Origin of the sequence: Cellulomonas sp. HD19AZ1 (genome assembly GCF_004535805.1) — a bacterium.
Lineage (GTDB): Bacteria > Actinomycetota > Actinomycetes > Actinomycetales > Cellulomonadaceae > Cellulomonas > Cellulomonas iranensis.
Genome location: NZ_SPHX01000001.1, coordinates 685,092 through 707,022 on the forward strand (window position 1 = coordinate 685,092; position 21,931 = coordinate 707,022).

Here is a 21,931-nt window from a genome sequence, read left to right on the forward strand (position 1 = left end):
TCTCGCGATCGCTGCGTCCCGGCGCGGTGGGCCGGCCGCTAGCCTGTCGCCATGATCCGCCTCGACGAGCGTCAGCACCGCGCGCTGGTCGAACTCTGTGCGCGGTACGGGTTCTCCAAGCTGGAGGTCTTCGGGTCGGTAGCACGCGGCGAGGAGCGCACGGACTCTGACATCGACCTGCTCTACGACCTGCTCCCGGGGCGGCACGTGACTTGGGAGGTCGTGGACGCGGCCGACGAGCTGTCGGCGATCCTCGGGCGGCCGGTCGATCTGGTCTCCCGCCGAGCGGTGCATCCGCTCCTGCGGTCGCGCATCGAGACGGAGGCCCAAGCGCTCTCTGCGGCCTGACCTGCTGTTCGTCTCCGAGATGATCGATGCAGCCTCGCGCATCGTTGCACTCACCTCCGGCCTCGACACGGCCTCCGTCGAGCGTGACGCCACCGTGTGAGAGGCGCTGCTGTGGAACTTCACGGTGCTCGGCGAAGCGGCGAATCAGGTGTCGCGCGAGACGCAGGAGCAGCACCCTGAGGCCCCGTGGCGGCGCGCGGCGGGTCTGCGCCACAGGATCGTCCATGGCTACTGGTCTGCCGACATCGACGTGCTGGTCTCGACGGCGCACGACGTGATCCCGGCCCTGCTGACCCAGCTGGGCGACGTGCAGGACTCGCTGAGCTGAGCCGTCTCGGTCGCAGGGTCGACGACTCACCTCCCTCGTGCCCCGGCCGATGGCCCTTCACGTCCCGACCACCGCCCCCACCCCGTCCCACGGCGGCAGCCCCCGCACACCACCCGCCCGTGCGAGCAGGTGCACGACCCCGGCGAGCCCGACCATGAGGTCGGCGCCGATGACCTGGGGGGCCTCGACGACCCAGTAGACGTCCTGCCGGCCGCGCAGGTGCCGGCGGGCGACGGTGCGGGCGAGCGTGCGGCCGCGGTCGCGCAGCGCGTCGTCGTGGAGGGTGTCGCCCGCGTCGAGCAGCAGCTCGGCGACGCCGGCGAGGCCGTGGCACAGGCTGAGGTTCGCGGGGTCGAACGCCGGGTCGACGCCGGCCAGGCAGCGCCGTGCCGTGCGGGCGTGCTCGGGGTCGCCGGTCGTCGCCGCGAGGGCCACGAACAGCCGGGAGATGCCGGGGGCGCCGTGGCACCACCACCGCCAGTGCTCCGGGTGCCGGTCGCCGTACGGCCACGTCAGTGCGTCGTCGGCCCGCTCGGCGCCGTCGCGCAGCCAGGCCGCGGCCCGTGTGCCCGCCTCGACGGCATGCCGCGCGAGGTCGGCGTCGGCGACGTGCGGCGCGAGCACCACGAGCGCGTGCGCGACGCCCGCGACACCGTGCGCGTACCCCGTCAGCGTCTCGCCCGACATGCCGGCCACGCCGTCGGGCGTCACCCACGAGCCGTCGCGCTCCTGCGCCGCGACGAGCCGCTCGACGAGCGTGTCCCGGTGCCGCAGCGCGCGCGCCCGCGCGGCGGCGTCGTCGACGAGCGGTGCGAGGCGGGTCAGGCCCACCGCGACGCCCGCCGCACCGTGCGTGACGTCCCACCACACCGGGTCGGCCAGCACCGCGTCCCACAGGTCCCGCACGTCGCCGTCGTCGAAGGCCGCCAGCCCTCGGCGGCGCGCGGCGTGCAGCGCGAGCAGCACACCCGTCTCGCCGAAGTGCAGACCCGGCATGCCCGCGTCGGGCTCCGCGCGGCCCGTGGCGAGGGCCGTCGCGTTGGCGCGGCACACCGCGACGAGGTCGCGCGGCAGGCTCGTCGCCCCCGCGAGGCCGGCGCAGACGAGCAGCGGCCCCGCCGCCCCGCGGTTGAGGCTCCGACGGACCTCCGGTGCGGCGGGCGCCTGCCCCGCACGCACGGGAGCCGAGATCCACCGCCCGTCGGGGTCGAGCACGGCAGGGCTCGCGAGCGTCGCGAGCGCGGCGCCGACGAGCCCGGCGGACGGGCGCGCGCCGCCCGTCGGCGTGGTGCGCGCCCCGCTCCGCTCCCGTGCCGCGTCGACGGGTGCCACGGCCGCCGCCCGCCGAGCGCCGACGGGTCGCGCCGCCGCCGGCCGCGTGGCCCCGGCGTCGGGTGGCGCCGCGCGCGGCAGGTCGTCGACGACGTCGCGCACGGCGTGCAGTGGCGGCCGCCGCGCGGGGTCCACGTCCATCGCGCGCCGCAGCACCGCCCACGCCGCGTCCGGCACGCCCGGGACGAGCCGACGCAGCGAGCGCCAGCCGTCGGACTGCTCAGGCCGCGGCAGGCGCCGCGGGTCGACCCCGAGCAGCGCGAACAGCGTCAGCGCGGCGAACGCGTGCACGTCCATCGCGGGGTCCGGCGGGGCGTCCTGCAGCTGCTCGGGCGCCATGAACCCCGGCGTCCCCTTGCCGTGCACGGGCGTGCCGTCGCCGAGCACCGCCGCGAGCTCCAGGTCCGAGAGCACGGCCCGGCCGTGCGCGAGCAGCACGTTCGAGGGGGACAGGTCACGGTGCACGACGCCCAGCGCGTGCAGCGTGGCCAGGCAGCGCCCCGCCCCGGACAACGCGTCCAGCACCGTCGCCCGGGCGTCCGGCGCGCACGTCGCCAGCGACCGCCCGGAGACGCGTGCCGCGACGAGCGCCTCGAGGCTGTCGTCGGCCTGGAACTCCAGCGGCAGCACGGCGCCGCCCGGTACGGCGACGAGCGGGTCGCAGCGTGGTGCGACGCCGAGCGGGGCGGTGAGCTCGTGCATGCGCCGCTGGTGGCGCAGCCGGTCCAGCACGTCGCGCCCGTGCAGGTCGGCGAGCGTGCCGGCGCGGCCGTGCTTGAGGATCATCGCGCGCGGCACGGGGGAGGCGAGGTCGAACGCCTGCAGCAGCGTGCCCGACGCGGTGCGACGCAGCTCCCCGACCACCGCGTACCGGCCGCCGACGACCCCGCTCGGGTCGGGCGGCGGGTCCTGCTGCAGACCGGCCAGCGGCGTCCCGGCGAACGCGGTGGCGAAGCGTGCCCGTGCCAGGTCGCGGTCGTACGCGTCGGGCACGAGGCTCCCGTCGGGTGCGCGGACCTGCACGACGCTCTGGCCGAGGACGTCGCGCGTGACGACGCCGTCGAACGTGCCCCAGCGCGCGTGCACCGGGCCGCCCAGCCAGACGTCGTCGGGCACGTGCGGACCGGGCAGGTCGACCTCGCGCAGCGCGGCGGCGAGCGCACCGAGCTCGGCGTCGGTGCGGGGGTACACGGTGGCGGCCTTGCCGACCTGGCTGTCACCGAGACCGCCCTCGTCGAGCAGCGCGACGACCGTCGCGTCGAGCGCGACCTTGAACGGCGCGCCCGTGGGTGCGACGACGTCGAGCAGCACCTGCACCAGGTGGTCGAGCCGGGTCGGCACGCACGTGAGGTGCAGCTTCCACCCCGACGGCCGGTCGGTGCGCCCGACCTTCGCCCACGGCCACGCGACCCGCACGTCCAGGCCAGCGGCCGTGAGCGCGGCGACGACCCCGGGGCCGGCGTCCGCGCGGGTGCGTGGCACGCCGACCCCGGGGGTGGTGACGACGTCCGTCACCGGAAGCCGCTCCCGGTGCGGCCCCCGGGGCGTGCCCCCCGGGTGACCTGCTCGGCGACGGACTGCAGGTTCGTCGTCGTGCCGCACGAGTCGCCGCAGGTGCTGCCGCAGCTGTCGCCCGAGCACGTGACGTCGCACGTGCTGCCCCCGCACGTGACCCCTCCGCACGTGCCGGACGTGCAGCAGCACGTCACGTTGCCGTCGCACGACGCGCCGACCGCCGTGAGGAGCAGCCGGCGCCGGTCGAGGACCGGGGCGAGGCGTGCCTGCACGACGGCGCCCGCACCGCCCGCGGCGGCGCGGCGGCGCCCCTCGGGCAGCAGGTCGACGAGCCGGGTGTCCTGCGTGCCGCCGGTCAGGAGGGCGGCGAGCAGGGCGGGGTCGCGCTCGACCTCGGCGACGAGTCGCCGGAAGGACTCGGCGTCCACGGTCTCAGCGGAAGGCCTGACCGCCGCGCGCGGCGATGCTGCCGAAGTCGGTGAGGTTCGTGGTGAACCCGCAGCTGCCGCCGCAGGTGTTGTCGCAGCTGGACGTGCAGGTGTTCCCGCACTCCGCGATCTGCTCGAGGTCGCGTGCGAAGTACGTGACCCGTGCGGCCACCTCGTCCGTGAGGTTGGTCGTGAAGCCGCAGCTGCCGCCGCAGGTGTTGTCGCAGCTCGACGTACAGGTGTTGCCGCAGTACTGGTCGATCCCGATCGTCCGGGCGATGACCTCGGCCGGGCTCTTGGACAGTGCGGCGCCCAGCTGGCGTCGCGTGAGGTGATCCTTGACGTCCGGCACCAGGGTCTCGGGCGCGAAGACGAGCGCTCTCAGGTACTCCGGGTCCTTCTGCGCACGCTCGACGATCCGGGCAAAGCTCTGCTGGTCCATCCGTGCCCCCTCGGGGGCTGGGATGACCCGGTCGCAGCGCCCCCGAACTGTGACTTGCGTCACACGCTAGGCGCGGCGGAATCGGGCACGCAACGGTGCGTGACCGCCTTCGCCCGCCATCTCACCCGCTCACGTACGACGCCCCTGCTCACGCCGTCGAGACGCGCGAGCGGCTCGCCCCGATGGCGCCCGCGGGTGACCCTCAGGCCGGGCCGGGACCGGGCGTCGAGGACCGGGGCGACGACAGCCGCGCCGTCAGGTCGTCCATCGTCGCGTCGAACGCCGCGGGCAGGTCGACGTCGTACGCGTCGGCCAGCACGAGCACCGACCACAGGCAGTCGGCGAGCTCGTGCGCGAGCGCGGCGTCGAGGTCGGCGCGCGGGCGCACGCCCTCCTTGCCCTGCACGATCTTGGCGAGGTCGCCCACGTCGCCGACGAATCCGAGCATGATCTCCTCGGTCGTCCACGCGCGCCCGTGCGCGTCGGCCTCGCGCCGCGCGAACAGCTCGCGCACCGCGACGGCCCGCGCGGACATGGCCGTGACGTCGGTGCCGGCGTGCGCGGTCACGACGCGTCCGCCGCGACGCCCGCGACGGCCTTGGTCCGCGAGCGGCCCGCACCGTCCTTGAGCACGACGTACTTGAGGTCGACGTGCGGCTCGAGCGCGCTGAACTTGTCGTTCGGCGCACCGATGATGAGCTGGAACCCCAGCCCGCGCCACGCACCGATCGCGCGACCCGTGAACCGCGCGTCGGCCTTGATGAGGGCCTCGTCGAGGAACACCGGCGCGTACCGGGGGCGCGCGGCACCCGCGTCGCCGAGCTGGTAGCGCAACGCCGCGCCCACGATGAACGCCACGAGCTCCTGCGACTCGCCGCCGGACTTCTCGCCGATGTGGTCGTACAGCGCGACGTGCTGCCCCTCGAGGTCGACCTTCTCGGCGGACAGCCGCACGTGCCGGCGCACGTCGACGAGGTCGACGAAGTCGGGGGACGTGCGCCGGATCCGGTCGATGACCTTGGCCATGCGGTGGTAGCGGCGCTCGCGCTCGGCGTCGGTCGCGTCGGTCGCGAGCACCTCGCGCAGGTCGCGCAGCTCCTTGCGGAACCGCGCCACCACGGTGGACTGCGTGTCGCGCGCGTCGATCCGCAGGCGGTGGTCGTCGTCCGCGAACGGCAGGTCCGCGAGGATGTCGTTGACCGGACGGATGCGCTCCTTGATCTCGCGCACCGACCGCGACAGCGCCGTGTGCAGGTCCGCGAGGTCGTTGCCCGACAGGCGCAGCAGGCTCGCGCGCCACTCCGCCTCGAGCTCGTGCAGCCCCTGCGTCTCCAGCTCGACGAGGATCCGCTCGAAGTCGCCGTACGACGCGTCCGGGTCGGTGCCGAGGTTCGGGTCGGGCCAGCGCTCGACGAACGTCTCGAACGTGCGCCGCAGCGCGTCACGGCCGCCCGCGACGGTCTGCTGCGCGGACTGCCGGTCGGCGCGCAGCAGGTCCGCCGCGCGTGCCACCACGGCGTCGAACGTCGCGAGCGCCGCCGCCGGGTCGCTCGCGTGCTCACCGGCACGCGGCAGGTCGGGCTCCGCGCCGCCGAGCACGCGCTCGAGGTACGCGCGCTGCTCGGCGTCGAGCTGCGTGCCCGCGTCCTGCGCGGTGTCGAGCGCGCCCTGCGCCGCGTCGACCGCGTCCGTGGTCGTCGACCACTGCTCGCCGAGGCTCGTCGCCGTGCCCTTGGTGCGGCCCAGCTGCTCGGTGAGGTCCTGGATCAGCACCTCCAGCTCGGACGCGCGACGCTGCAGCTGCACGACGTCGGGGTTGCCCGACGTGACCTCGCCGACGACCCGCTCCCAGCGCGCCTGCTCGGCCGTGACGCCCTCGACGTCGACCTGGTCCCACGTGAGCTCGACGACCGCGGTGTACGCGCGCAGCGTCGAGTCGTGCCGGTCCCACGCGGCCTCGGCCTCGTCGACGCGCGCGGTCGCGGCCGCCAGCCGCTCCTCGGCGCGCTCGAGCTGCCGCTCGAGGTCCGCGAGCCGACGCGTGTTGGTGAAGCCCAGCACGTTCGGCTTGCCCTGCCCGCCGTGCGCGCCGCGGCGCCCCTCGGACACCTGCCCGCCGCGCGTCAGCGCCTTCTCGTGCTGCGCGAGCTCGCCCGGCGTGTCGACGCACACGTACGCGAACCGCGACGCGAGCTCACCCTTGAGCCATCCCGTGAACGGGCTCTGCCGGTAGTCCAGCCGCCCGGGCATCGTGCGCCCGTCGAGGCCGACGTCGTCGCGCAGCCCCGTCGGCACGCCCTCGAACCGCAGACGACGCCCCGTGCGGACCTGGTCGATCGCGCGGCGGAACGACTGCAGGTGCGCGACGTCGATGAGCATGAGGGTCGCGAACCCGCCGAGCGCGAGGTTGAACGCCTCGCGCCACGGCTCGTGCTCGGTGCGCACCTCGACCAGCTCGGCGACGAACGGCAGGTCCTCGGGCGTCAGGCCCGCAGCCTCGGCCACCGCGGCCCGGGTCGCGTGCAGGTCGCCCGGCACGTTGTCGTGCCGGTGCCGCGCGTCGCCGTGGTCGCGGCGCAGCACCGCGAGGTCGGCCGCGGCCTCCTTGCGCTCCGACATCGCGTCGAACAGCGCCTGCCGCGCGTTCGCCTTCGCGTCGGTGTCGGCCAGCGCGTGCCGCGCGCGGGCGACGAGGTCGGTGAACTCGTCGAGCGACGCGACCGACGCGCCGAGCGTCGACGTCAGCACCTCGTCGAGCCGTGCGCGGGCCCGCGTGACCTCCTCGAGCCGTGCCGCGACGCCCCGCAGCTCGCGCTGCGCGGTCGCGAGCCGGTCGCCGCCCGACGCCCACAGCGTCTCCTTGACGCCGTCGAGCTCGGCGCGTGCCGCCGTGACCCGCGCCGACGTCTCGGCCGCGAGCCGCTGCGCCTCGCGGTGCCGCCCCTGCAGGTCGGCCTCGACCTCGCGCAGCAGCCCCAGCCGCCGCTCGTGGCGCCACACCGCGGCGGGCGACGTGCCGTCGTCGAACCCGCCGACCGCGTCGACCACGCGCAGGCGTGCCGCGGCCTCCTCGATCGCGGCCCGGTGCTCGCGGATCGGCTCGAGCGCCTTGACCTGCTGGCGCGCCGTGATCATCTGCTCGCGCGTGCCGCTGAGCTTGTCGAACTGCTCGACCACGGCGTCGGCCGTCGCGAACGTGTCCGGCTCCTCGAGGACCATCGCCTTGTACAGCGCGTCGACCGTCGTGATCTGCTGCCCGGCCTGGATGCGACCCAGCAGCGCGACGGCCTTGGCGCCGTCGCCCGCGGCGCCGATGCCGAGCGTCGAGTGCAGGCGCGACGTGAACTCGCGGTCGGTGTCGAAGCACGTGAGCCCCGCCGCGCCGACCGCCGTGCGCACGAGCCGCTGACCCGCGGCGGCCTCGAGGTCGCGCAGGTCGAACGGCCCGTCGCACGTCGCGCGGACCGCGCCGACGTCCTCGAGCGTGCGCGCCGCCGACGGCACGTACCACGCGCGGACGGCCGTGAACCGCGTGCCCGACTGGTCGGCCCACGTCATCGCGATCGCCGACCACGTGTCCTTGCCGTCGCCGCGCAGCACGCGCTCGCGCGTGCCCTCCTCGGTGCGGGACTCGTCGAGCTTGCCGCGCGCGTAGGACAGGATGTTGCGCTGGTCCTTGCCGCGCGGACGCCCCACGACGCCGCCGTTGGACGCGCCGTTGAACGGCGTCGTGTGCGGCATCAGCAGCGCGATGTACGCGTCCATGAGCGTCGACTTGCCCGAGCCCGACCCGCCCGACAGCAGCGTCGCCGTCGAGGCCAGCCGCACGCGGTGGTAGCCGTCGTACCCGCCCCAGTTGACGAGCTGCAGGTCGAGCGCGACCCACTGCTGACCCGTCGACGCCGCGGGGATCAGCCCGAACAGCGAGTCGACCATCGTCACGGTGCCGTCTCCTCGTCCTCGTCCTCGTCCTCGCGCAGGCGCGCCTGCTCGGTGGGCGCGTCGGCGCCGGCCGACGTCGCGTCGTCGTGCGCCTCGTCGCCGGCAGCGTCGTCGTCGGGGCCGCCGTCGACGACGTCGCCCGCGACGACCTCGTCGTCGCGCACGCCGTCGTCGCGCACGCCGTCGTCGCGCACGGCGTCGTCGAGCGTGATCGCGCCCGGGCCGGACCCGTCCTCGTCGTCCTCGTCGTCCGGCGCGGTCCGACCGTCGGCAGGATCCGCGTCGTCGTCCGGCTCGTCGTCCGGCTCCGCGTCCGTGGGCTCGTCCGTCGCGTCGTCGGGGGCGTCGTCGTCCGTGCCGGCGACGCCCGCCGTGCCTGCGGCGGCGCCCGCGTCGTCGCGCGTGCGCAGCCACTCGCGCAGCTCGGTGAGCCGCTCGTTGCTCAGCACGACCTCGACCAGCGGCGTCACGCGGTAGCGGCCCTCGGACTCCTCGTCGACCACGCCGTCCTTGACCAGGCGCGCGATCGCGGTGCGGATCTCGCGCTGGTGCGCCGCGACGTTCGTGTCGTCGGGGTCGAAGTACGTCAGCGCCGTCGCCTCGAGCTCCTCGACGTCGACGCGCGCCGACGTCTCACCGGCGCCGCGCTCGCGCTGGAACACCGTGCGCAGGTGCACGAGCACGAGCGTCTCGGCGCGCGTGTACGGCTCGTCGCGCAGCAGCACCGGCACGTCGAGCTCGGCCGAGCGCACCTGCCGCTTGTACGCGATGCCGCGCTCGTGGTCGACGACGAGGTGCACGAACAGGTCGTGCAGGCGCGACTCGATGACCTGCTGGTTCTCCAGCAGCGTGCGCCACTGCGCGCGGTGCCGCTCGGCCAGCAGGAACCGTCGCTGCAGCAGCCGCACGAGCACGCGCCGCACGTCGGCGTCGAGCGTGCCCGTGTCGCCCGCGAACAGCTCGGCCGGGTCGTCCTCCATCGCGACCGGCGCGATGAAGCCGCCGTCCGCGGTGTCCCCGTCGGCGTCGTCCCGGACGACGTCGGTGTCAGTCATCGCTCTCGTCCCTCGTCCTCGTGCTCGTCGCGCCGAACGCGAACCGGCGGCGCGTGCCGTCCGGCCGGACCGCGTCCACGAACGCCAGCTCGTCGCTCTCCGTCATGCCGCGCTGGTGCGCGAGCTCCAGCAGGCCCAGCAGGTCCACCGGCCGCCGCAGCTCGGGCGGCGCCGCGCTGAACGCCGCCGCGAGGTCGACCGCGGGGGAGTCCGCGCCGAACGCGCGCAGGTGCGCGTCGAGGTCGGCGTAGTGCGGGCCGCCCCACGCGCGCGCGTCCGCGTCCGTCACGGCCACGTCGTCGTCCCACTCGGGCAGCGCGTCGGGCGCCTGCGCGGGGCGCAGGTCCCCGGGCGTCTGCCGCAGGTGCTCGACGTCCGCCACCGGCAGGCGGCGCAGCGGTGCGACGCCCTGCGCGCGGCGCGTGCCCGGCAGCCACTCCTGCAGGCCCGTCATGACGTCGCGCAGCAGGTCGTCGACCTGCCGGTCGCGCAGCGGGTCGTGGTTGCGCACCTGCGCGGTGATGACGTACGACGCCTCGCGCTGCGCCGCGAACACCTGGTCCAGGCCCTGCTCGATGCGCCGCACGACGTCGCGCAGCTCGGCCCGCCGCGGCGACGGCAGACGTGCCGCGAACCGGTGCCGCAGCACGGTGTCGAGCTGCGTCGCGAGCTCGTCGAGCCGGTGCGGGTCGCCCAGCAGGCGCAGCGCGCCCGAGAACGCGCGGCCCTCGGGCGTCGCGTCCATGACCTGCTCGCCGCGCTGCAGGTACTCGCGCAGCACGTCGCCCGTCGGTCGCTCGTCCTGCCGCAGCGCCGTCACGACGTCGCGCTGCATGGCCTTGATCGACTCGGCGACGCGCGCGAAGTCCGCGGGCAGCTCGCGCACGAGGTGCAGGACGTTCTCGGCCTCCTCGAGCAGCTCGTCGTCGTCGACCTCCTCGACCACGCCCGTGCGCTCGAGCCGCGCGATCTCCGCCTGCAGCCGCTTCACCTCGGCGTCGAGCCGCGCGATGCGCACCATGACGTCCGGGTCCGCGTCTGCCGCGAGCCGCTCGACCGCGTCCAGCAGCGTCCGCACGCGCGACTGCGACACGCGCGCCCGCGCCCCGCCCGCGCGGCCCGCGACCTCGAGCGCGCCCACGGCGTGCGCCGAGAGCCGGTACACCTCGACGTCGTCGTCGAGCACCTGCCGCACGAGCCACCCCGCGTCCGCCCACTGCCGGCACAGGTCGCGCGCGCTGCCCACCGGCAGCGCGTCGCCGTGCCCCGCCGCGCGCAGCTGGTCGAGCGCGTCGCCGACCTCGGTGTGCGCGTCGGCGACGGGCACGGTCGGGCGCTCCGCCGTGAACACGAGCGAGAGCAGCGCGACGACGAGCGGGGCGTGCCGCTTGTGGAGCAGGTCCAGCATGGGGTTCTGGAACGCCCGGACGGCACCCAGGAACGCCCCTTCGGCACGAGAGATCATCGCGGGACAGCGTAGGTGGGCGGCGGGGGTGCTCGGGACACGACACCACCGTCCGTACGATCGTGCACGACGAGGGAGGACTACCATGGCCGGTCACCGCATCTTCGGCACGAGCGTCGCGAGCGTCTACCCGCTGTACGTCGCGAAGGTCGAGCGCAAGGGCCGCGACGCGGCCGACGTCGACCGCGTCATCACGTGGCTCACCGGCTACGACGCCGACGGCCTGGCCCGGGCCCTCGCCGACGAGGTCACGTTCGAGGAGTTCTTCGCCGCCGCGCCGCGCATGAACCCCGACGCGTCGCTCATCACCGGGCTGATCTGCGGGATCCGCGTCGAGGACGTCGAGGACCCGCTCATGCAGCGGATCCGGTACCTCGACAAGCTCGTCGACGAGGTCGCGCGCGGCAAGAAGATGACGTCGATCCTGCGGGGGAGCGGCGCCGGCGCGGCGTGACGGTCGGCACACCCGACGGGCGCGACGCTGCGACGCCGGAAACCACGACGACCGCGGGAACCACGAAGGCCCCCGCTCCACGTCTCCGCGGTGCAGGGGCCTTCAGGTCGCTGTCTCAACGAGTGTCCGGAGGGGGACTTGGCCGTTAGCGACACGGTCGACCGTGATCACGATCAGGCGTTGAACTGCGGAAACGCTGAGGGCGGCACCGGGGAGTACCGGCGCCGCCCTCAGGTCCGCTGTCTCAACGGTCCTGTACCGAGCAATCGCCCGGAAGTTCTGGGCCAGCCTACGCGGTATGCGCCGCACCGCCGCCATCTGGGCGGCAACAGCGTGACCCGCCACGGGCGACACGCTCGCGCCGATAGCCTGGCAACATGCCCAAGGCGCTAGCCCTGAACGAGATCCGAAGCCGTGCGGCTCAGTTCGCCCTCGACTGGAAGGACTCCCCCGGCGACGAACGCCAGGACGCTCAGAGCTTCATCCGAGACCTGCTCGGGGTGTACGGCATCACGAAGACACGTGCCGCGCTATACGAGAAGCGTGTGACGCGAGCCTCGACGGCAGGCCGTGGCTACATCGACGCCCTGGTGCCTGGGGTCGCCGTCATCGAGATGAAGTCTGCCGGGCGAGACCTCGAGCAGGCCGAGCGCCAGGCGCTGGACTACCTCAACGCCCTCACCGACGCCGAGATGCCTCGATGGGTGATCACCAGCGACTTTCGGCAGATGCGCGTGCTCGACCTTGACGCGCCGGCGGAGTTCGACCCGCTGGCGGAGTTCCCGATCAGTGAGTTCGCGCTCAACGCGGACCGGCTGGCGTTCTTCGCCGGGTACGGCGTGCGACAGTTCGGCTCCCAGCATCAGGAGCAGGCGTCGATCGACGCCGCGCGGCTCATGGCCGGCCTCTGGGAAGAGCTCGAAGGCACGGGTTACTCCGACCATGAGGCGTCGGTGTTCCTGGTGCGAACCCTCTTCGCGCTGTACGCGGACGACGCTGGCGTCTGGGAGCGGGACCTCTTCTACGAGTTCCTCGAGACCCGGACAGCAGAGGACGGCGCTGACCTTGGCTCGCAGCTCTCGTTCCTGTACCAGGTCATGGCGCGACGACCCGAGGAGCGTCAGCGCAACCTCGACGAGCTGATCGCACGGTTCCCGTACGTCAACGGTGGGGTGTTCAACGAGACCCTGAGCATCCCCTCGTTCGACGCCTCGATGCGCGGCCGCTTGCTCTCCGCGTGCGAGTTCAACTGGTCTGCGATCAGCCCTGCGATCTTCGGGTCTCTGTTCCAGGCGGTGAAGGACAAGCGTGCACGTCGCGAGTTGGGCGAGCATTACACGACCGAGACGAACATCCTGAAGGTCATCGAGCCGATGTTCCTCGACGACCTCCGGGATCGCTTCGCGCACAGCCAGCACGACGCGAAGGCGCTGCGCAAGCTCCGCACGGACATGGGGAAGATGCGCTTCCTTGACCCCGCGTGCGGGTGCGGCAACTTCCTCGTCGTCGCCTACCGCGAGATGCGGTCACTCGACCTTCAGGTTCTCACCCGACTCCAGGAACTTGGTGGCCGCGAGGCCGCAGCCGGGATGCTGTTCGATGCCGAAGACCTCCCGGTGCGTCTTGAGAACTTCCACGGCATCGAGATCGAGGAGTGGCCGGCTCGTATCGCGGCCACAGCGCTCCACCTCGTCGAGCATCAAGCCAACCAGGCGATGGAGCTCGCACTCGGCGTCGGCCCGGACACGCTGCCGTTGGAGAAGGTCGACACGATCCACGCGAACGAGAGCGCCCTGACTCTCGACTGGACGGGGGTCGTGCCTCCCACGGAGAACCTCTACATCTTCGGGAACCCCCCGTTCCTCGGTCACGCAACTCGGACACCCGAGCAAGCCGACGAACTCCGACTCGTCTGGCACCGCGACGACATTGGCCGGCTCGACTACGTCACCGGCTGGTACGCGAAGGCGCTCCAGCTCTTCGCCAAGCCTGGCTACGCGGGCGAGTTCGCGTTCGTCTCGACCAACTCGATCACCCAGGGCGAGCCAGTCCCCGCGCTGTTCAAACCGGTGCTGGACGCCGGTTGGCGCGTCAAGTTCGCTCATCGCACCTTCGCGTGGACCTCGGAAGCACCAGGGGCAGCCGCGGTGCACTGCGTCGTGGTCGGCTTCGACAAGCACCCCCGTCGGCCGGCGTGGCTCTTCGACTACAAGACGCTCCGGGGTGAGCCTGAGCGGCACGCAGTGTCCGAGCGCATCAACCCGTACCTCGTCGACGGTCCCGACGTGCTCGTTGAGCAGCGCAGGGAGCCGTTGTCTCCGCAGTTGCCGGCCGTGACGATGGGCAGCATGCCGCGAGACGGCGGGCATCTGATCATCGGCCCAGACGAACACACCGAGGTAGCCGCGGATCCGTATGCGGCGAAGTACCTGCGCCGCTTCATCATGGGCAAGGAACTCATCAACAATCTCCCGCGGTGGTGCCTCTGGCTCGTCGACCTGGAGCCGTCTGACGTCCAGCGCTCCCCCGTCCTCAGAGCTCGCCTAGACGCGGTACGCGACTTCCGGCTAGCCAGCAGAGCAGCCTCCACCCGGCAGATGGCCGAGACCCCGCACCTCTTCGGGCAGCGTTCACAGCCCGATGTGTCGTACGTCGGGATCCCAAGCGTGTTCGCAGAGGCCCGGCGTTGGGCCACCTGCGACCTGCTTCAGCCGAACGTGATCGCAGGCAACAAGGTCTACAAGTGCGAAGACCCGGACGGCTTCGCCTTCGCCATCTTCTCGTCCGCGGCGTTCATCCTGTGGCAGAAGACCGTGGGCGGGCGGCTCAAGTCGGATCCGAACTTCGCCAACACCCTGGTCTGGAACACGCTGCCGCTGCCCAAGGTCTCTGACGATCTCCGCGGCTCGATCATCGCGGCAGGTCAAGGAGTACTCGAAGCACGAGCTCAACACCCGGAGCGATCCCTTGCGGAGCACTACAACCCCCGCGCCATGAGCCCGGGTTTGCTGCGCGCGCATCACTCGCTAGATGCAGCGGTCGACCGGGCCTTCAGCCTCCGTGGCGGAGCCGATACGGATGCACGGCTGAAGGCCCTGTTCACGGCACACGCAAGGCTGTCCACCCGACCCCCGGAACTGCGGCTCACCCCTGGCCGTCGCTGAGAGAGCCTGAAAGCACTGCGACGAATGGGAGCGAGCTGCCCGAATGTGTGCACGACGAGTGCAGTACACGAGGGCCGCCACCGCCCGCTCGATCGCTGGTAGATCGGTTGTCCGTCCCACCAGTCGTCGATGAGTTCGTAGACGAGGGCGTCGTTCGGCTCGAACCGGACCGCCGGCGTCTGCTGGCGACCCCACTCGGTTACGTACTCCTCGAAGGTCCTGATCGCCGCCCAGCCGTCCCGGTCGAGCGGCCTGTACATGTGGCAGCCGCCCGTACCGCTGTTGCTGACAACCGCGATCGGCTGCCCGTCGCAGAGCAGCACGGCCTCGAACATGAGCGTCTCGTCCTCGCCGGCGACCCGAACCTGTGCGAGCGAGTACGGCCCGATCTGCCCCGGCGTGGTCATCGGACACCAGCCGTCATGGCGACCCGCTCGCGCTCGATGGCGCGGTAGACAGTCGAGCGTGATACGCCGAGGGCGGCGGCGACCTCGGTCTTGGGTGTGCCGGCAGCCAGCAGTGCGTGAGCGGCAGCCAACTTGTCTGGCGGGAGCACCGTCGGGCGACCACCCACCCGGCCGCGTGCACGCGCCGCTGCGAGGTCGCTCATCGTGCGATCCACAAGAACCTCCCGCTCGAGCTGGGCCAGCGCAGCGAAGAGGCTCAAGAGCAGGGTGCCGATGCCGCCGCCCTGGCCGGGGGTGGTGTCGATCGCCTGGGTGAGGCTGCGGACGCCGATCCCACGTGCACCGAGGTCGTCGACGAGAACGACGAGCTGCCGAACCGTGCGCCCGAGGCGGCTGAGCTCGGTAACCACGATCGTGTCGCCGTCGCGGGCGTAGTCGAGGAGCGCGTCGAGCTGTGGCCGGCTCGTCGTCGTGCCGCTCACCCCGGCGTCGGTCCACACCCGGTCGCAGCCGACAGCGGCGAGGTCGTCGTGCTGCCGGGTCGGATCCTGGTCGCGGGTCGAGACGCGTGCGTAGCCGAGCTGGGCCATCCGTCCTCCTGATGCCGCCGGGTGGGTCTACCCCGCGGTCTACCGGCACCGCACCGGTGCGTCAAAAACGGTCGAGGGAGGTTAAGCCACACGGGTGGTTGTGGAGGCGTTTGTGGCACACGCCCGCACGCTCAGCCGACGTCGCCGGAAGCGGCGTCGCAGAACCGGTCGTTTGTGGGAACGCGATGTCGGACCCTCGCCCTACCGTCGTTGGTGTCGGACCCCCACGGGGAGGGAGGTGAGGACATGGGCAAGCCGTCGAAGGCTGCGCTGTCGAAGGCCGGGTCGACGCTCGCGTCGAGCGGTTCGAGCAAGGGCGCGAAGTCGAAGGCCGGCTCCACGCTCGGCAAGGGCTGATCGGTGGCGGTGGACCGCATGCTGAGTCCTCGGTCCACCGCCACTCCAGCCCCGCATCCGGCGCGGCTCACACCAGCGCAGATGCGCGGGCCCTACGTTCAGGACGTGCGCAGGAAGCGGCAGCCCATCGAGAGCAAAGTCACCTCCCTGGCGACAGTCCTGATCGCGGGCGCGATCTTCGTCGTCGGGCTCGTGCTCATGTACCTGTCCGTGCAGCGCTGGGCGGAGGGGACCTGGGAAGCGTTCCTAGGCCAGGTAGGTGGGCTGCTCGTCGCGTCCGGCTTGCTCACGGTCGTGTGGGACCTGTTCGGGCGGCGATCCTTTGCGACCGAGGTGCTCGCGAAGGCGAAACTCTCCGCCGACGTCGTTGAGTCCGGGATCACGCGCGTGACCGACCAGTACCTCGACGACGTCGAGTGGAGCGACCTGTTCGAAGGTGCAGCCCACATCGACATCGTCGTGGCCTACGCGAACACGTGGCGCAACACGCACCGGCAGCGTCTCGAACGCGTCGCGAGAGCGAAGGACTCCCGCATCCGGGTGTTCCTTCCGGACCCGGACGACCCGCAGACGATGAGCAACCTCGCCCAACGCTTCGACACCACCCCGGAGTCGGTCGTAGCGAAGATCAACGAGGCGATCACCGAGTACAAGTCGCTCGCTCAGCCGGGCGGAGGAGTGGTCGAGGTGTACGTCAGAGCAGGTGACGCGCTGTTCAGCGCCTACCGCTTCGACGGCCGAGCGGTGCTCACGCTGTACTCGCACGGTCGGGAACGTCGGACCTCTGTGCCAACCTGGGTCCTGGCAGGCGGTGAACTGTTCGCCTTCGTGCGACAGGAGATCGACGCCATCTGCGCCCAGAGCACTCTTCGGTAGGAGGCAGTCCCACATGGCCGCGATCAAGCAAGACGTCGTGGTACGGCGTGCCGACATCGACGATGACTGGCTCAAGCACGCGCGAACGGTCGAGTCGCTCGGGTGCGACATCGAGACGACAGGCCTGGACTGGCGGACCGACCAGATCCGCACGATCCAGCTGGCGACCCACTCTTCGGTAGCCATCGTCCAGGTGGGTCCAGGCGACCGTCCCGACCGCCTGATCGACCTTCTCTCGGACGGCACCGTCACCAAGGTCTTCCATCACGCACCGTTCGACCTGCGGTTCCTAGTCCAGACCTGGCAGGTCGCACCCGCATCCATCGCGTGCACCAAGGTCGCAGCGAAGGTCGTCGAGCCGGGCCTCGCCAGCGAGATGTACTCGCTCAAGCCGACCCTGAAGCGCCTGCTCGGGGTCGTGATCGATAAGACGCAGCAGGTGTCGGACTGGTCCGCCCACGACCTCTCCCGCGAGCAGCTCGCGTACGCCGCGAACGACGTGCGCTACCTCGTCCCGCTCCTCACCGAACTCCGCGAACGAGCCGTCGCACGAGGGGTCGCCGACATGCTCGAAGCCTCGTTCGAGTACCTGCCGACCCGAGCGAAGCTCGACACCCTCGGCGTCGGGGACGTCTTCGAGTACTGAGGCTGACGGCTCCCGACCGGCCGGAGCTCGATCGAGCACCCTGGGCCCCGGCCATCTCGGTACGGTGCTCGCGTGCACCTACCGGTTCTGGATGGTCTGACGCGCGCGTTCGTGGATGACGCGTGTGCGAACTGCCTGCGCCCGATCCCCGAAGAGATCGCAGGACTCTTCTGCTCCTCGTGGTGCGCGGAGGCCGCTGAGACCGTCCGGTGGATGCGCAGGGTCACCTGTCGGGACCGGCTTGACGACCCCGAAGTGCTGCGGACCGCGCACGTCAGGCTCGCGATGCTGGTCATGGGCGGCTACCAGGCCGAGACCCGCAGGGTTCCACCTAAGGTTCGGGCGTTCGTGATCGAGCGCGCCGGAGGCCGGTGCGAGAAGTGCAGCGAGCCCGGCGCTGAGGTCGATCACATCGCGGGGCACTCACCGGATCCGAGCAACCTGCAGTACCTGTGCAAGTCCTGCCACACAGCGAAGACCGACGCGGTCGTGTTCGGGCCGGGCGGCTTCCAGATGCCGCAGGCCGACGCAATGCCCACCGACGTCGATGAGGCCGAGCTACCACCGCTGGATCCGGTGCGTGAGCACATCCTGACGCGGGTGACGTTCGAGGACCCTGCGCTGCTGTGTGACGACGAGGTCGAGTGGCCCAAGGTCTGGAGGACTCGGCGGGCTGCACGCAAGGCACGGCTACTCGCTCGGGCGGAAGAGGCCGGTCTGGATGCGACCGCGCTCCGGGGGATGACCTGGGCGCAGATCGTCGACGAGATCGCTGACGCCCTCACCGAAGACGCCCCGGCACCGCCGGACTACGACGGCGGCTACGGCCCCGACTCGTACTACGCGCGGGCGATGAACCGCGACGGCTGAGCGCCGACGTGGGGAAGGCCCCCGCTCACTCGTAGTCGTCCGTCACCACAACGCTCGCGCCAGAGATGTCCTCGGGGAAGTCGTCGCCGCACGGCAGATCCCATGATGTTGTGGACGCCTGTAGGTTCGGAAGGCGGCGCAGGTCGGTCTCCTGGCAGGTGTCGGTCGTCCCGTCGGCGTAGGTGATGACGGCCTTCGGGTTGATGACCACACCGTTCGCGTTCGTGACGTTGATGTTGATCGTGAGCCTCGAACCGACACCGTCGGTGACCCCGCGCGCACTCGACCCGATCGCGTAGTCGTCGGCCGCGAACCCGGCCCGGACGTCCGTGAAGGTGACGTCGACCAGCGGCACCGTCGGATCGACCTTCTGTTCAAACGAGCAACCCGATGCGCCGAGTACACCACCGATGAGTGCGGTGGTGGCTGCCACCCCTCGTGCTCTTCTCGACAACCTCCTCAGCTGCACGATGCCCCCTTCGCCGTCTGTTGCTTCGACGCTACCGGGCCAGACGATGCCAGCGAGGTCACGCGCGGTCGCATTCGGGACAGCCGCCAGGCGAGTGCGTGACACCACCCGATCAGTTGCTGGTCGTCTTCGGAACGGGGAATGACCCGCCCGGGACGCGTTCGCGCAGTAGCGTCGCGAACCATGAGACGCCCCGTAATCACAGCAGGCGTCCTGGCGGTGGTGTGCGCTGCGGGATGCTCTGGGCCTCCTCCGGCTGAGGCAACACCTGCGCCGACACCGTGCGTCGAGTCACCGGAGCTGGAAGCGGCAGTGAATCTCGTGCTGGCGGCCCGTGACCGCCCCGCCGAGGCCCCGATCTGGGGCGAGGAAGGGGGTGCCGGGAACAACCTCCTCGACCTGCTGACGCGAGATGACCTGGCCGCGATGGAGAACCCGAAAGGGCGTGGCGTGCTCGTCTCCGTGGTCTACGCCGGCGATGGAGCATTCGCGCGCAGCACGGCCCACCGCACCGGGTGGCTTGTCATCGACGAGACGCTCTACCCGGTCAACGTTCCGGCCGCAGCGGCCTTCGATCTGCTGTGGGACGGGTACCCGCCCGCAGTCATGGCGGACGCCGGCCTGCAAGCCGACGACTACTTTGACTTCACCGCATACGGGCTGGAGGAGTTCGTCTCCTACAACGCCGACACTGCCTCCGACTACAGCGCCTTCCTGGTCGCAGCGAACGAGCGTTGCGAGCCGGTCTCAGGCCTGCACGCTCTTTCGACGGCATCGTCGTCGGCGAGCCGCAACGCGCCTTCTACGGCAACCTGTTCGGCCTCACCTTCCCGCTCCTCACGCACCACGGCGTGACGCTGTGGGTGCCCGAGGTCGGCGGACAGGTCGACCCTGACTCCGAAGCGCACGAAATCGGCATGGGCCTCTTCGGCGGCATGGCGAAGGGTGAGCGGAACCGAGTCAAGACGCGCACGAAGACGTCGATGCACGAACTCGCTGCTACCACGGACCGGCACCTCGGCGGCCGCCCTCCGTACGGTTACGCGCTCGCCGACGCCGGGCCACACCCGAACCGTTCGAAGGCCGCGGCAGGGCAACGCGCGCACCGCCTGGAGCCCGATCCTGTGACTGCTCCTCACGTGGGGCGCATCTTCGACCTCTACGTGGCCGGCGACGGCTTCCGTGCCATCGCGCAGCGGCTCACCGACGACGGCATCCCCTCCCCATCGGCGTACGACCCTGCGCGCAACACCCACCGCGACCCACGTGGCTGGTCGCACGGTACGGTCCGCGCGGAGATCGCCGCTGTCGCGCGCCCGGCACGCCCGTTCACGGCTCGTGAGATCGCGGCGCTCATCGAGGAACTCGGTGGGATCGCATCCGCGCTGGCCGAAGCAACAGATGACGAGCGCGGGGCCCTGTACACGACGATGGGCCTGCGGCTGGAGTTTCAGCCGCAGGCCCAGGTCGTCTCAGCGACTGCCGACCTGAGTCGTGTCGCTGGCCGTGTCCGGAGGGGGACTTGAACCCCCACGCCCTTGCGGGCACTAGCACCTCAAGCTAGCGCGTCTGCCATTCCGCCACCCGGACAGGTGGTCGTCGAGTGCCCTTCCGGGCGCCTCGGCGCGGCAGAAAACATACCACGGTGCGGGGGTGGTCCTCGCACCGGTGCGTGAGGCCCGCACCACGTGGGCGGGTCGTCGGGCCGCAGGTCGCCGCCGGGGGCAGACTGCACGTGACGGCGTTCACGACGGGCGGGAGGTCCAGGGCATGGGCGAGGCAGCAGGGGCCCGTTCGGCGGCCGGGGCCATCAGCCCCGCGGCACGCAAGGTCGCCGGCGGGCGGCGCAACGCGGCCGTCACGGGCCACGAGGAGACGGCCCCGCGGTGGCTGCGCCGCTCGGCGGGGGTCTCGTGGCGGCTGCTCGTGGTGCTCGCGGCCGTGGTCGTCGTGTTCTACGCCACGTCGCGCGTCACGCTGCTGTTCGTCGCCGTGTTCCTCGCTCTCGTCTTCACGGCCGTGCTGCGGCCGCTCGTCGACGTCATGGACCGGGTGATGCCGCGCGGCCTGGCGACGGCGCTGTCGCTGCTCGCGGGGATCCTGTTCTTCCTCGGCATGCTCACGTACGTCGGGTACTCGATCGCGACGCAGTGGGACAACCTCAGCAAGCAGTTCGCGAGCGGCATCAACCAGATCACCCAGTACCTCGAGAGCGGGTCGCTGCCCTTCACGATCACGAACGAGCAGATCGCCGAGTGGATCGACAACGGGCTGAAGTGGGTCCAGGAGCACGCGGGCGACCTCGCGAGCCAGGCCGCGGCCAGCGCCGGCTCCGTGGCCGTCGGGTTCACCGCGCTCGCGCTCGCGATCTTCTGCACGATCTTCTTCCTGGCGCGCGGGTCGTCGATGTGGACGTGGTTCCTCAACCAGCTCCCCGCCCGCAACCGCGAGACCTGGATGACCGCGGGAGCGGCCGGCTGGTACACGTTCTCCGGCTACACCCGCGGCACCGTGATCATCGCGTTCACCGACGGGATCCTCGCGTTCACGCTGCTCACGATCATGGGCGTGCCGCTCGCCGCGCCGCTCGCGGTGCTCGTGTTCATCGGCGCGTTCATCCCGCTCATCGGCGCACCGGCCGCCATGGTCGTCGCGATGATCGTCGCGCTCGCCGCGAACGGGCTGTGGTCGGCCGTCTTCGTGGGCGTCGGGATCGCGCTCATCGGACAGCTCGAGGGGCACGTGCTGCAGCCGCTCATCATGGGCAAGCAGGTGTCCCTGCACCCCGTGGTCGTCGCGCTCGCGGTGACCGCCGGCACGCTCACCGCGGGCATCCTCGGCGCCGTGATCTCGGTGCCGCTGGTCGCCGTGGCGTGGGCGGTCTACTCGCACCTGCGCACGCTCGACCCGCCGATGGACGAGGGCGAGGACGACGCCGACGACGCGCGCGACGAGGGCGTCCGTGGCGACTCCACGAACGACTCTCGCGGCGAGCGGGTCGTCGCCACGCAGGCCGACGGCGAGCCCGCGACCGCCGGTCCCGCCGACTCCCGGACGCCCGACGGCGGACCCGCCGCCTCGTCGACCTGACCCCGCCCGGTACCCCCTCGGCCTCGACCCTCTCGCACCGGTCGACCGCGGGGTTCGGCCGCTTCTCGCGCCCCGTGACCGGCTGAACCCCGCGCTCGGCAGGCGGGCGGGGGTGGGGGCGGGTGTGTTGGGGCGTTGTCGGTCGAACAGGTG

At 71.9% G+C, this 21,931-nt stretch carries 19 protein-coding genes and 1 tRNA gene; 10 read left to right on the forward strand and 10 right to left on the reverse strand.

Features of this window, described 5'->3' with window-relative positions; all coding sequences use genetic code 11:
* Nucleotides 1–51 precede the first annotated feature (51 nt).
* Both E4A51_RS03110 and E4A51_RS03115 read left to right on the forward strand, forming a co-directional pair.
* Nucleotides 52–348 carry a nucleotidyltransferase family protein gene (locus E4A51_RS03110; protein ID WP_134850827.1) on the forward strand — a complete coding sequence of 99 codons (297 nt, stop codon included), beginning with the start codon at nucleotides 52–54 and terminating at the stop codon, nucleotides 346–348.
* Nucleotides 349–457: 109 nt separating this feature from the next.
* Entirely contained in the window at nucleotides 458–676 is a 219-nt protein-coding gene (locus E4A51_RS03115; protein WP_255430524.1) for a DUF86 domain-containing protein, read from the forward strand.
* A 57-nt stretch (nucleotides 677–733) separates the two neighbouring features.
* Here E4A51_RS03115 and E4A51_RS03120 read toward each other — a convergent pair whose 3' ends face one another.
* From E4A51_RS03120 to E4A51_RS03155, 7 genes are all read right to left on the reverse strand, one after another.
* Nucleotides 734–3,490, reverse strand: a complete 2,757-nt coding sequence (locus E4A51_RS03120; RefSeq protein ID WP_134850829.1) for a lanthionine synthetase LanC family protein — start codon at nucleotides 3,488–3,490, stop codon at nucleotides 734–736.
* A gap of 29 nt (nucleotides 3,491–3,519) precedes the next feature.
* Nucleotides 3,520–3,951 (reverse strand): hypothetical protein, encoded by a 432-nt coding sequence (locus tag E4A51_RS03125; protein WP_134850830.1) that lies wholly within the window; start codon nucleotides 3,949–3,951, stop codon nucleotides 3,520–3,522.
* A 4-nt stretch (nucleotides 3,952–3,955) separates the two neighbouring features.
* Nucleotides 3,956–4,393: a hypothetical protein gene (locus E4A51_RS03130; protein ID WP_070320126.1), complete on the reverse strand. Its 438-nt coding sequence runs from the start codon at nucleotides 4,391–4,393 to the stop codon at nucleotides 3,956–3,958.
* 202 nt (nucleotides 4,394–4,595) lie between these two features.
* A complete protein-coding gene (locus E4A51_RS03135; RefSeq protein ID WP_240696352.1) occupies nucleotides 4,596–4,961 on the reverse strand; it encodes a MazG nucleotide pyrophosphohydrolase domain-containing protein in 366 nt (121 codons plus the stop codon).
* A complete protein-coding gene (locus tag E4A51_RS03140) occupies nucleotides 4,958–8,335 on the reverse strand; it encodes an ATP-binding protein (protein ID WP_134850831.1) in 3,378 nt (1,125 codons plus the stop codon). The genes E4A51_RS03135 and E4A51_RS03140 overlap by 4 nt, the downstream gene beginning before the upstream one ends.
* Nucleotides 8,332–9,390, reverse strand: a complete 1,059-nt coding sequence (locus tag E4A51_RS18945; RefSeq protein WP_370297444.1) for a DUF4194 domain-containing protein — start codon at nucleotides 9,388–9,390, stop codon at nucleotides 8,332–8,334. Before E4A51_RS18945 ends, E4A51_RS03140 begins: the two co-directional genes overlap by 4 nt.
* Nucleotides 9,383–10,855 carry a DUF3375 domain-containing protein gene (locus E4A51_RS03155; protein ID WP_070320123.1) on the reverse strand — a complete coding sequence of 491 codons (1,473 nt, stop codon included), beginning with the start codon at nucleotides 10,853–10,855 and terminating at the stop codon, nucleotides 9,383–9,385. Before E4A51_RS03155 ends, E4A51_RS18945 begins: the two co-directional genes overlap by 8 nt.
* An 85-nt stretch (nucleotides 10,856–10,940) precedes the next feature.
* Here E4A51_RS03155 and E4A51_RS03160 point away from each other — a divergent pair, with 85 nt between their 5' ends.
* Both E4A51_RS03160 and E4A51_RS03165 read left to right on the forward strand, forming a co-directional pair.
* Nucleotides 10,941–11,309, forward strand: coding sequence for a DUF2200 domain-containing protein (locus E4A51_RS03160; protein WP_134850832.1), 369 nt, complete (start codon nucleotides 10,941–10,943; stop codon nucleotides 11,307–11,309).
* Between the two features lie 377 nt (nucleotides 11,310–11,686).
* On the forward strand, nucleotides 11,687–14,473 hold the full coding sequence (locus tag E4A51_RS03165) for a DNA methyltransferase (RefSeq protein WP_240696353.1): 2,787 nt from the start codon (nucleotides 11,687–11,689) through the stop codon (nucleotides 14,471–14,473).
* Nucleotides 14,474–14,876: 403 nt separating this feature from the next.
* On the opposite strand, the gene E4A51_RS03170 is transcribed toward E4A51_RS03165, so the two are convergent.
* Entirely contained in the window at nucleotides 14,877–15,470 is a 594-nt protein-coding gene (locus tag E4A51_RS03170) for a recombinase family protein (RefSeq protein WP_134850833.1), read from the reverse strand.
* Nucleotides 15,471–15,932: 462 nt separating this feature from the next.
* On the opposite strand from E4A51_RS03170, the gene E4A51_RS03175 reads away from it, so the two are divergent.
* The 3 genes from E4A51_RS03175 (at nucleotide 15,933) to E4A51_RS03185 (ending at nucleotide 18,219) form a co-directional block, all read left to right on the forward strand.
* Nucleotides 15,933–16,703: a hypothetical protein gene (locus E4A51_RS03175; RefSeq protein ID WP_134850834.1), complete on the forward strand. Its 771-nt coding sequence runs from the start codon at nucleotides 15,933–15,935 to the stop codon at nucleotides 16,701–16,703.
* A gap of 13 nt (nucleotides 16,704–16,716) precedes the next feature.
* Nucleotides 16,717–17,349: a ribonuclease D gene (locus E4A51_RS03180; RefSeq protein WP_134850835.1), complete on the forward strand. Its 633-nt coding sequence runs from the start codon at nucleotides 16,717–16,719 to the stop codon at nucleotides 17,347–17,349.
* Nucleotides 17,350–17,421: 72 nt separating this feature from the next.
* Entirely contained in the window at nucleotides 17,422–18,219 is a 798-nt protein-coding gene (locus E4A51_RS03185; RefSeq protein ID WP_206119938.1) for an HNH endonuclease, read from the forward strand.
* A 25-nt stretch (nucleotides 18,220–18,244) separates the two neighbouring features.
* Here E4A51_RS03185 and E4A51_RS03190 read toward each other — a convergent pair whose 3' ends face one another.
* Nucleotides 18,245–18,652 (reverse strand): hypothetical protein, encoded by a 408-nt coding sequence (locus E4A51_RS03190; RefSeq protein WP_134850836.1) that lies wholly within the window; start codon nucleotides 18,650–18,652, stop codon nucleotides 18,245–18,247.
* 348 nt (nucleotides 18,653–19,000) lie between these two features.
* On the opposite strand from E4A51_RS03190, the gene E4A51_RS18515 reads away from it, so the two are divergent.
* Together E4A51_RS18515 and E4A51_RS03195 are read left to right on the forward strand one after the other, a co-directional pair.
* Nucleotides 19,001–19,543, forward strand: coding sequence for a hypothetical protein (locus E4A51_RS18515; protein ID WP_206119939.1), 543 nt, complete (start codon nucleotides 19,001–19,003; stop codon nucleotides 19,541–19,543).
* On the forward strand, nucleotides 19,540–20,214 hold the full coding sequence (locus tag E4A51_RS03195; protein WP_206119940.1) for a recombinase family protein: 675 nt from the start codon (nucleotides 19,540–19,542) through the stop codon (nucleotides 20,212–20,214). Before E4A51_RS18515 ends, E4A51_RS03195 begins: the two co-directional genes overlap by 4 nt.
* On the opposite strand, the gene E4A51_RS03200 is transcribed toward E4A51_RS03195, so the two are convergent.
* Nucleotides 20,196–20,278: transfer RNA gene (locus E4A51_RS03200), tRNA-Leu, on the reverse strand. The two genes, E4A51_RS03195 and E4A51_RS03200, sit on opposite strands and share 19 nt — an antisense overlap.
* Before the next feature lie 180 nt (nucleotides 20,279–20,458).
* On the opposite strand from E4A51_RS03200, the gene E4A51_RS03205 reads away from it, so the two are divergent.
* Nucleotides 20,459–21,778 (forward strand): AI-2E family transporter, encoded by a 1,320-nt coding sequence (locus E4A51_RS03205; RefSeq protein WP_082740173.1) that lies wholly within the window; start codon nucleotides 20,459–20,461, stop codon nucleotides 21,776–21,778.
* The last annotated feature ends 153 nt before the right edge of the window (nucleotides 21,779–21,931 follow it).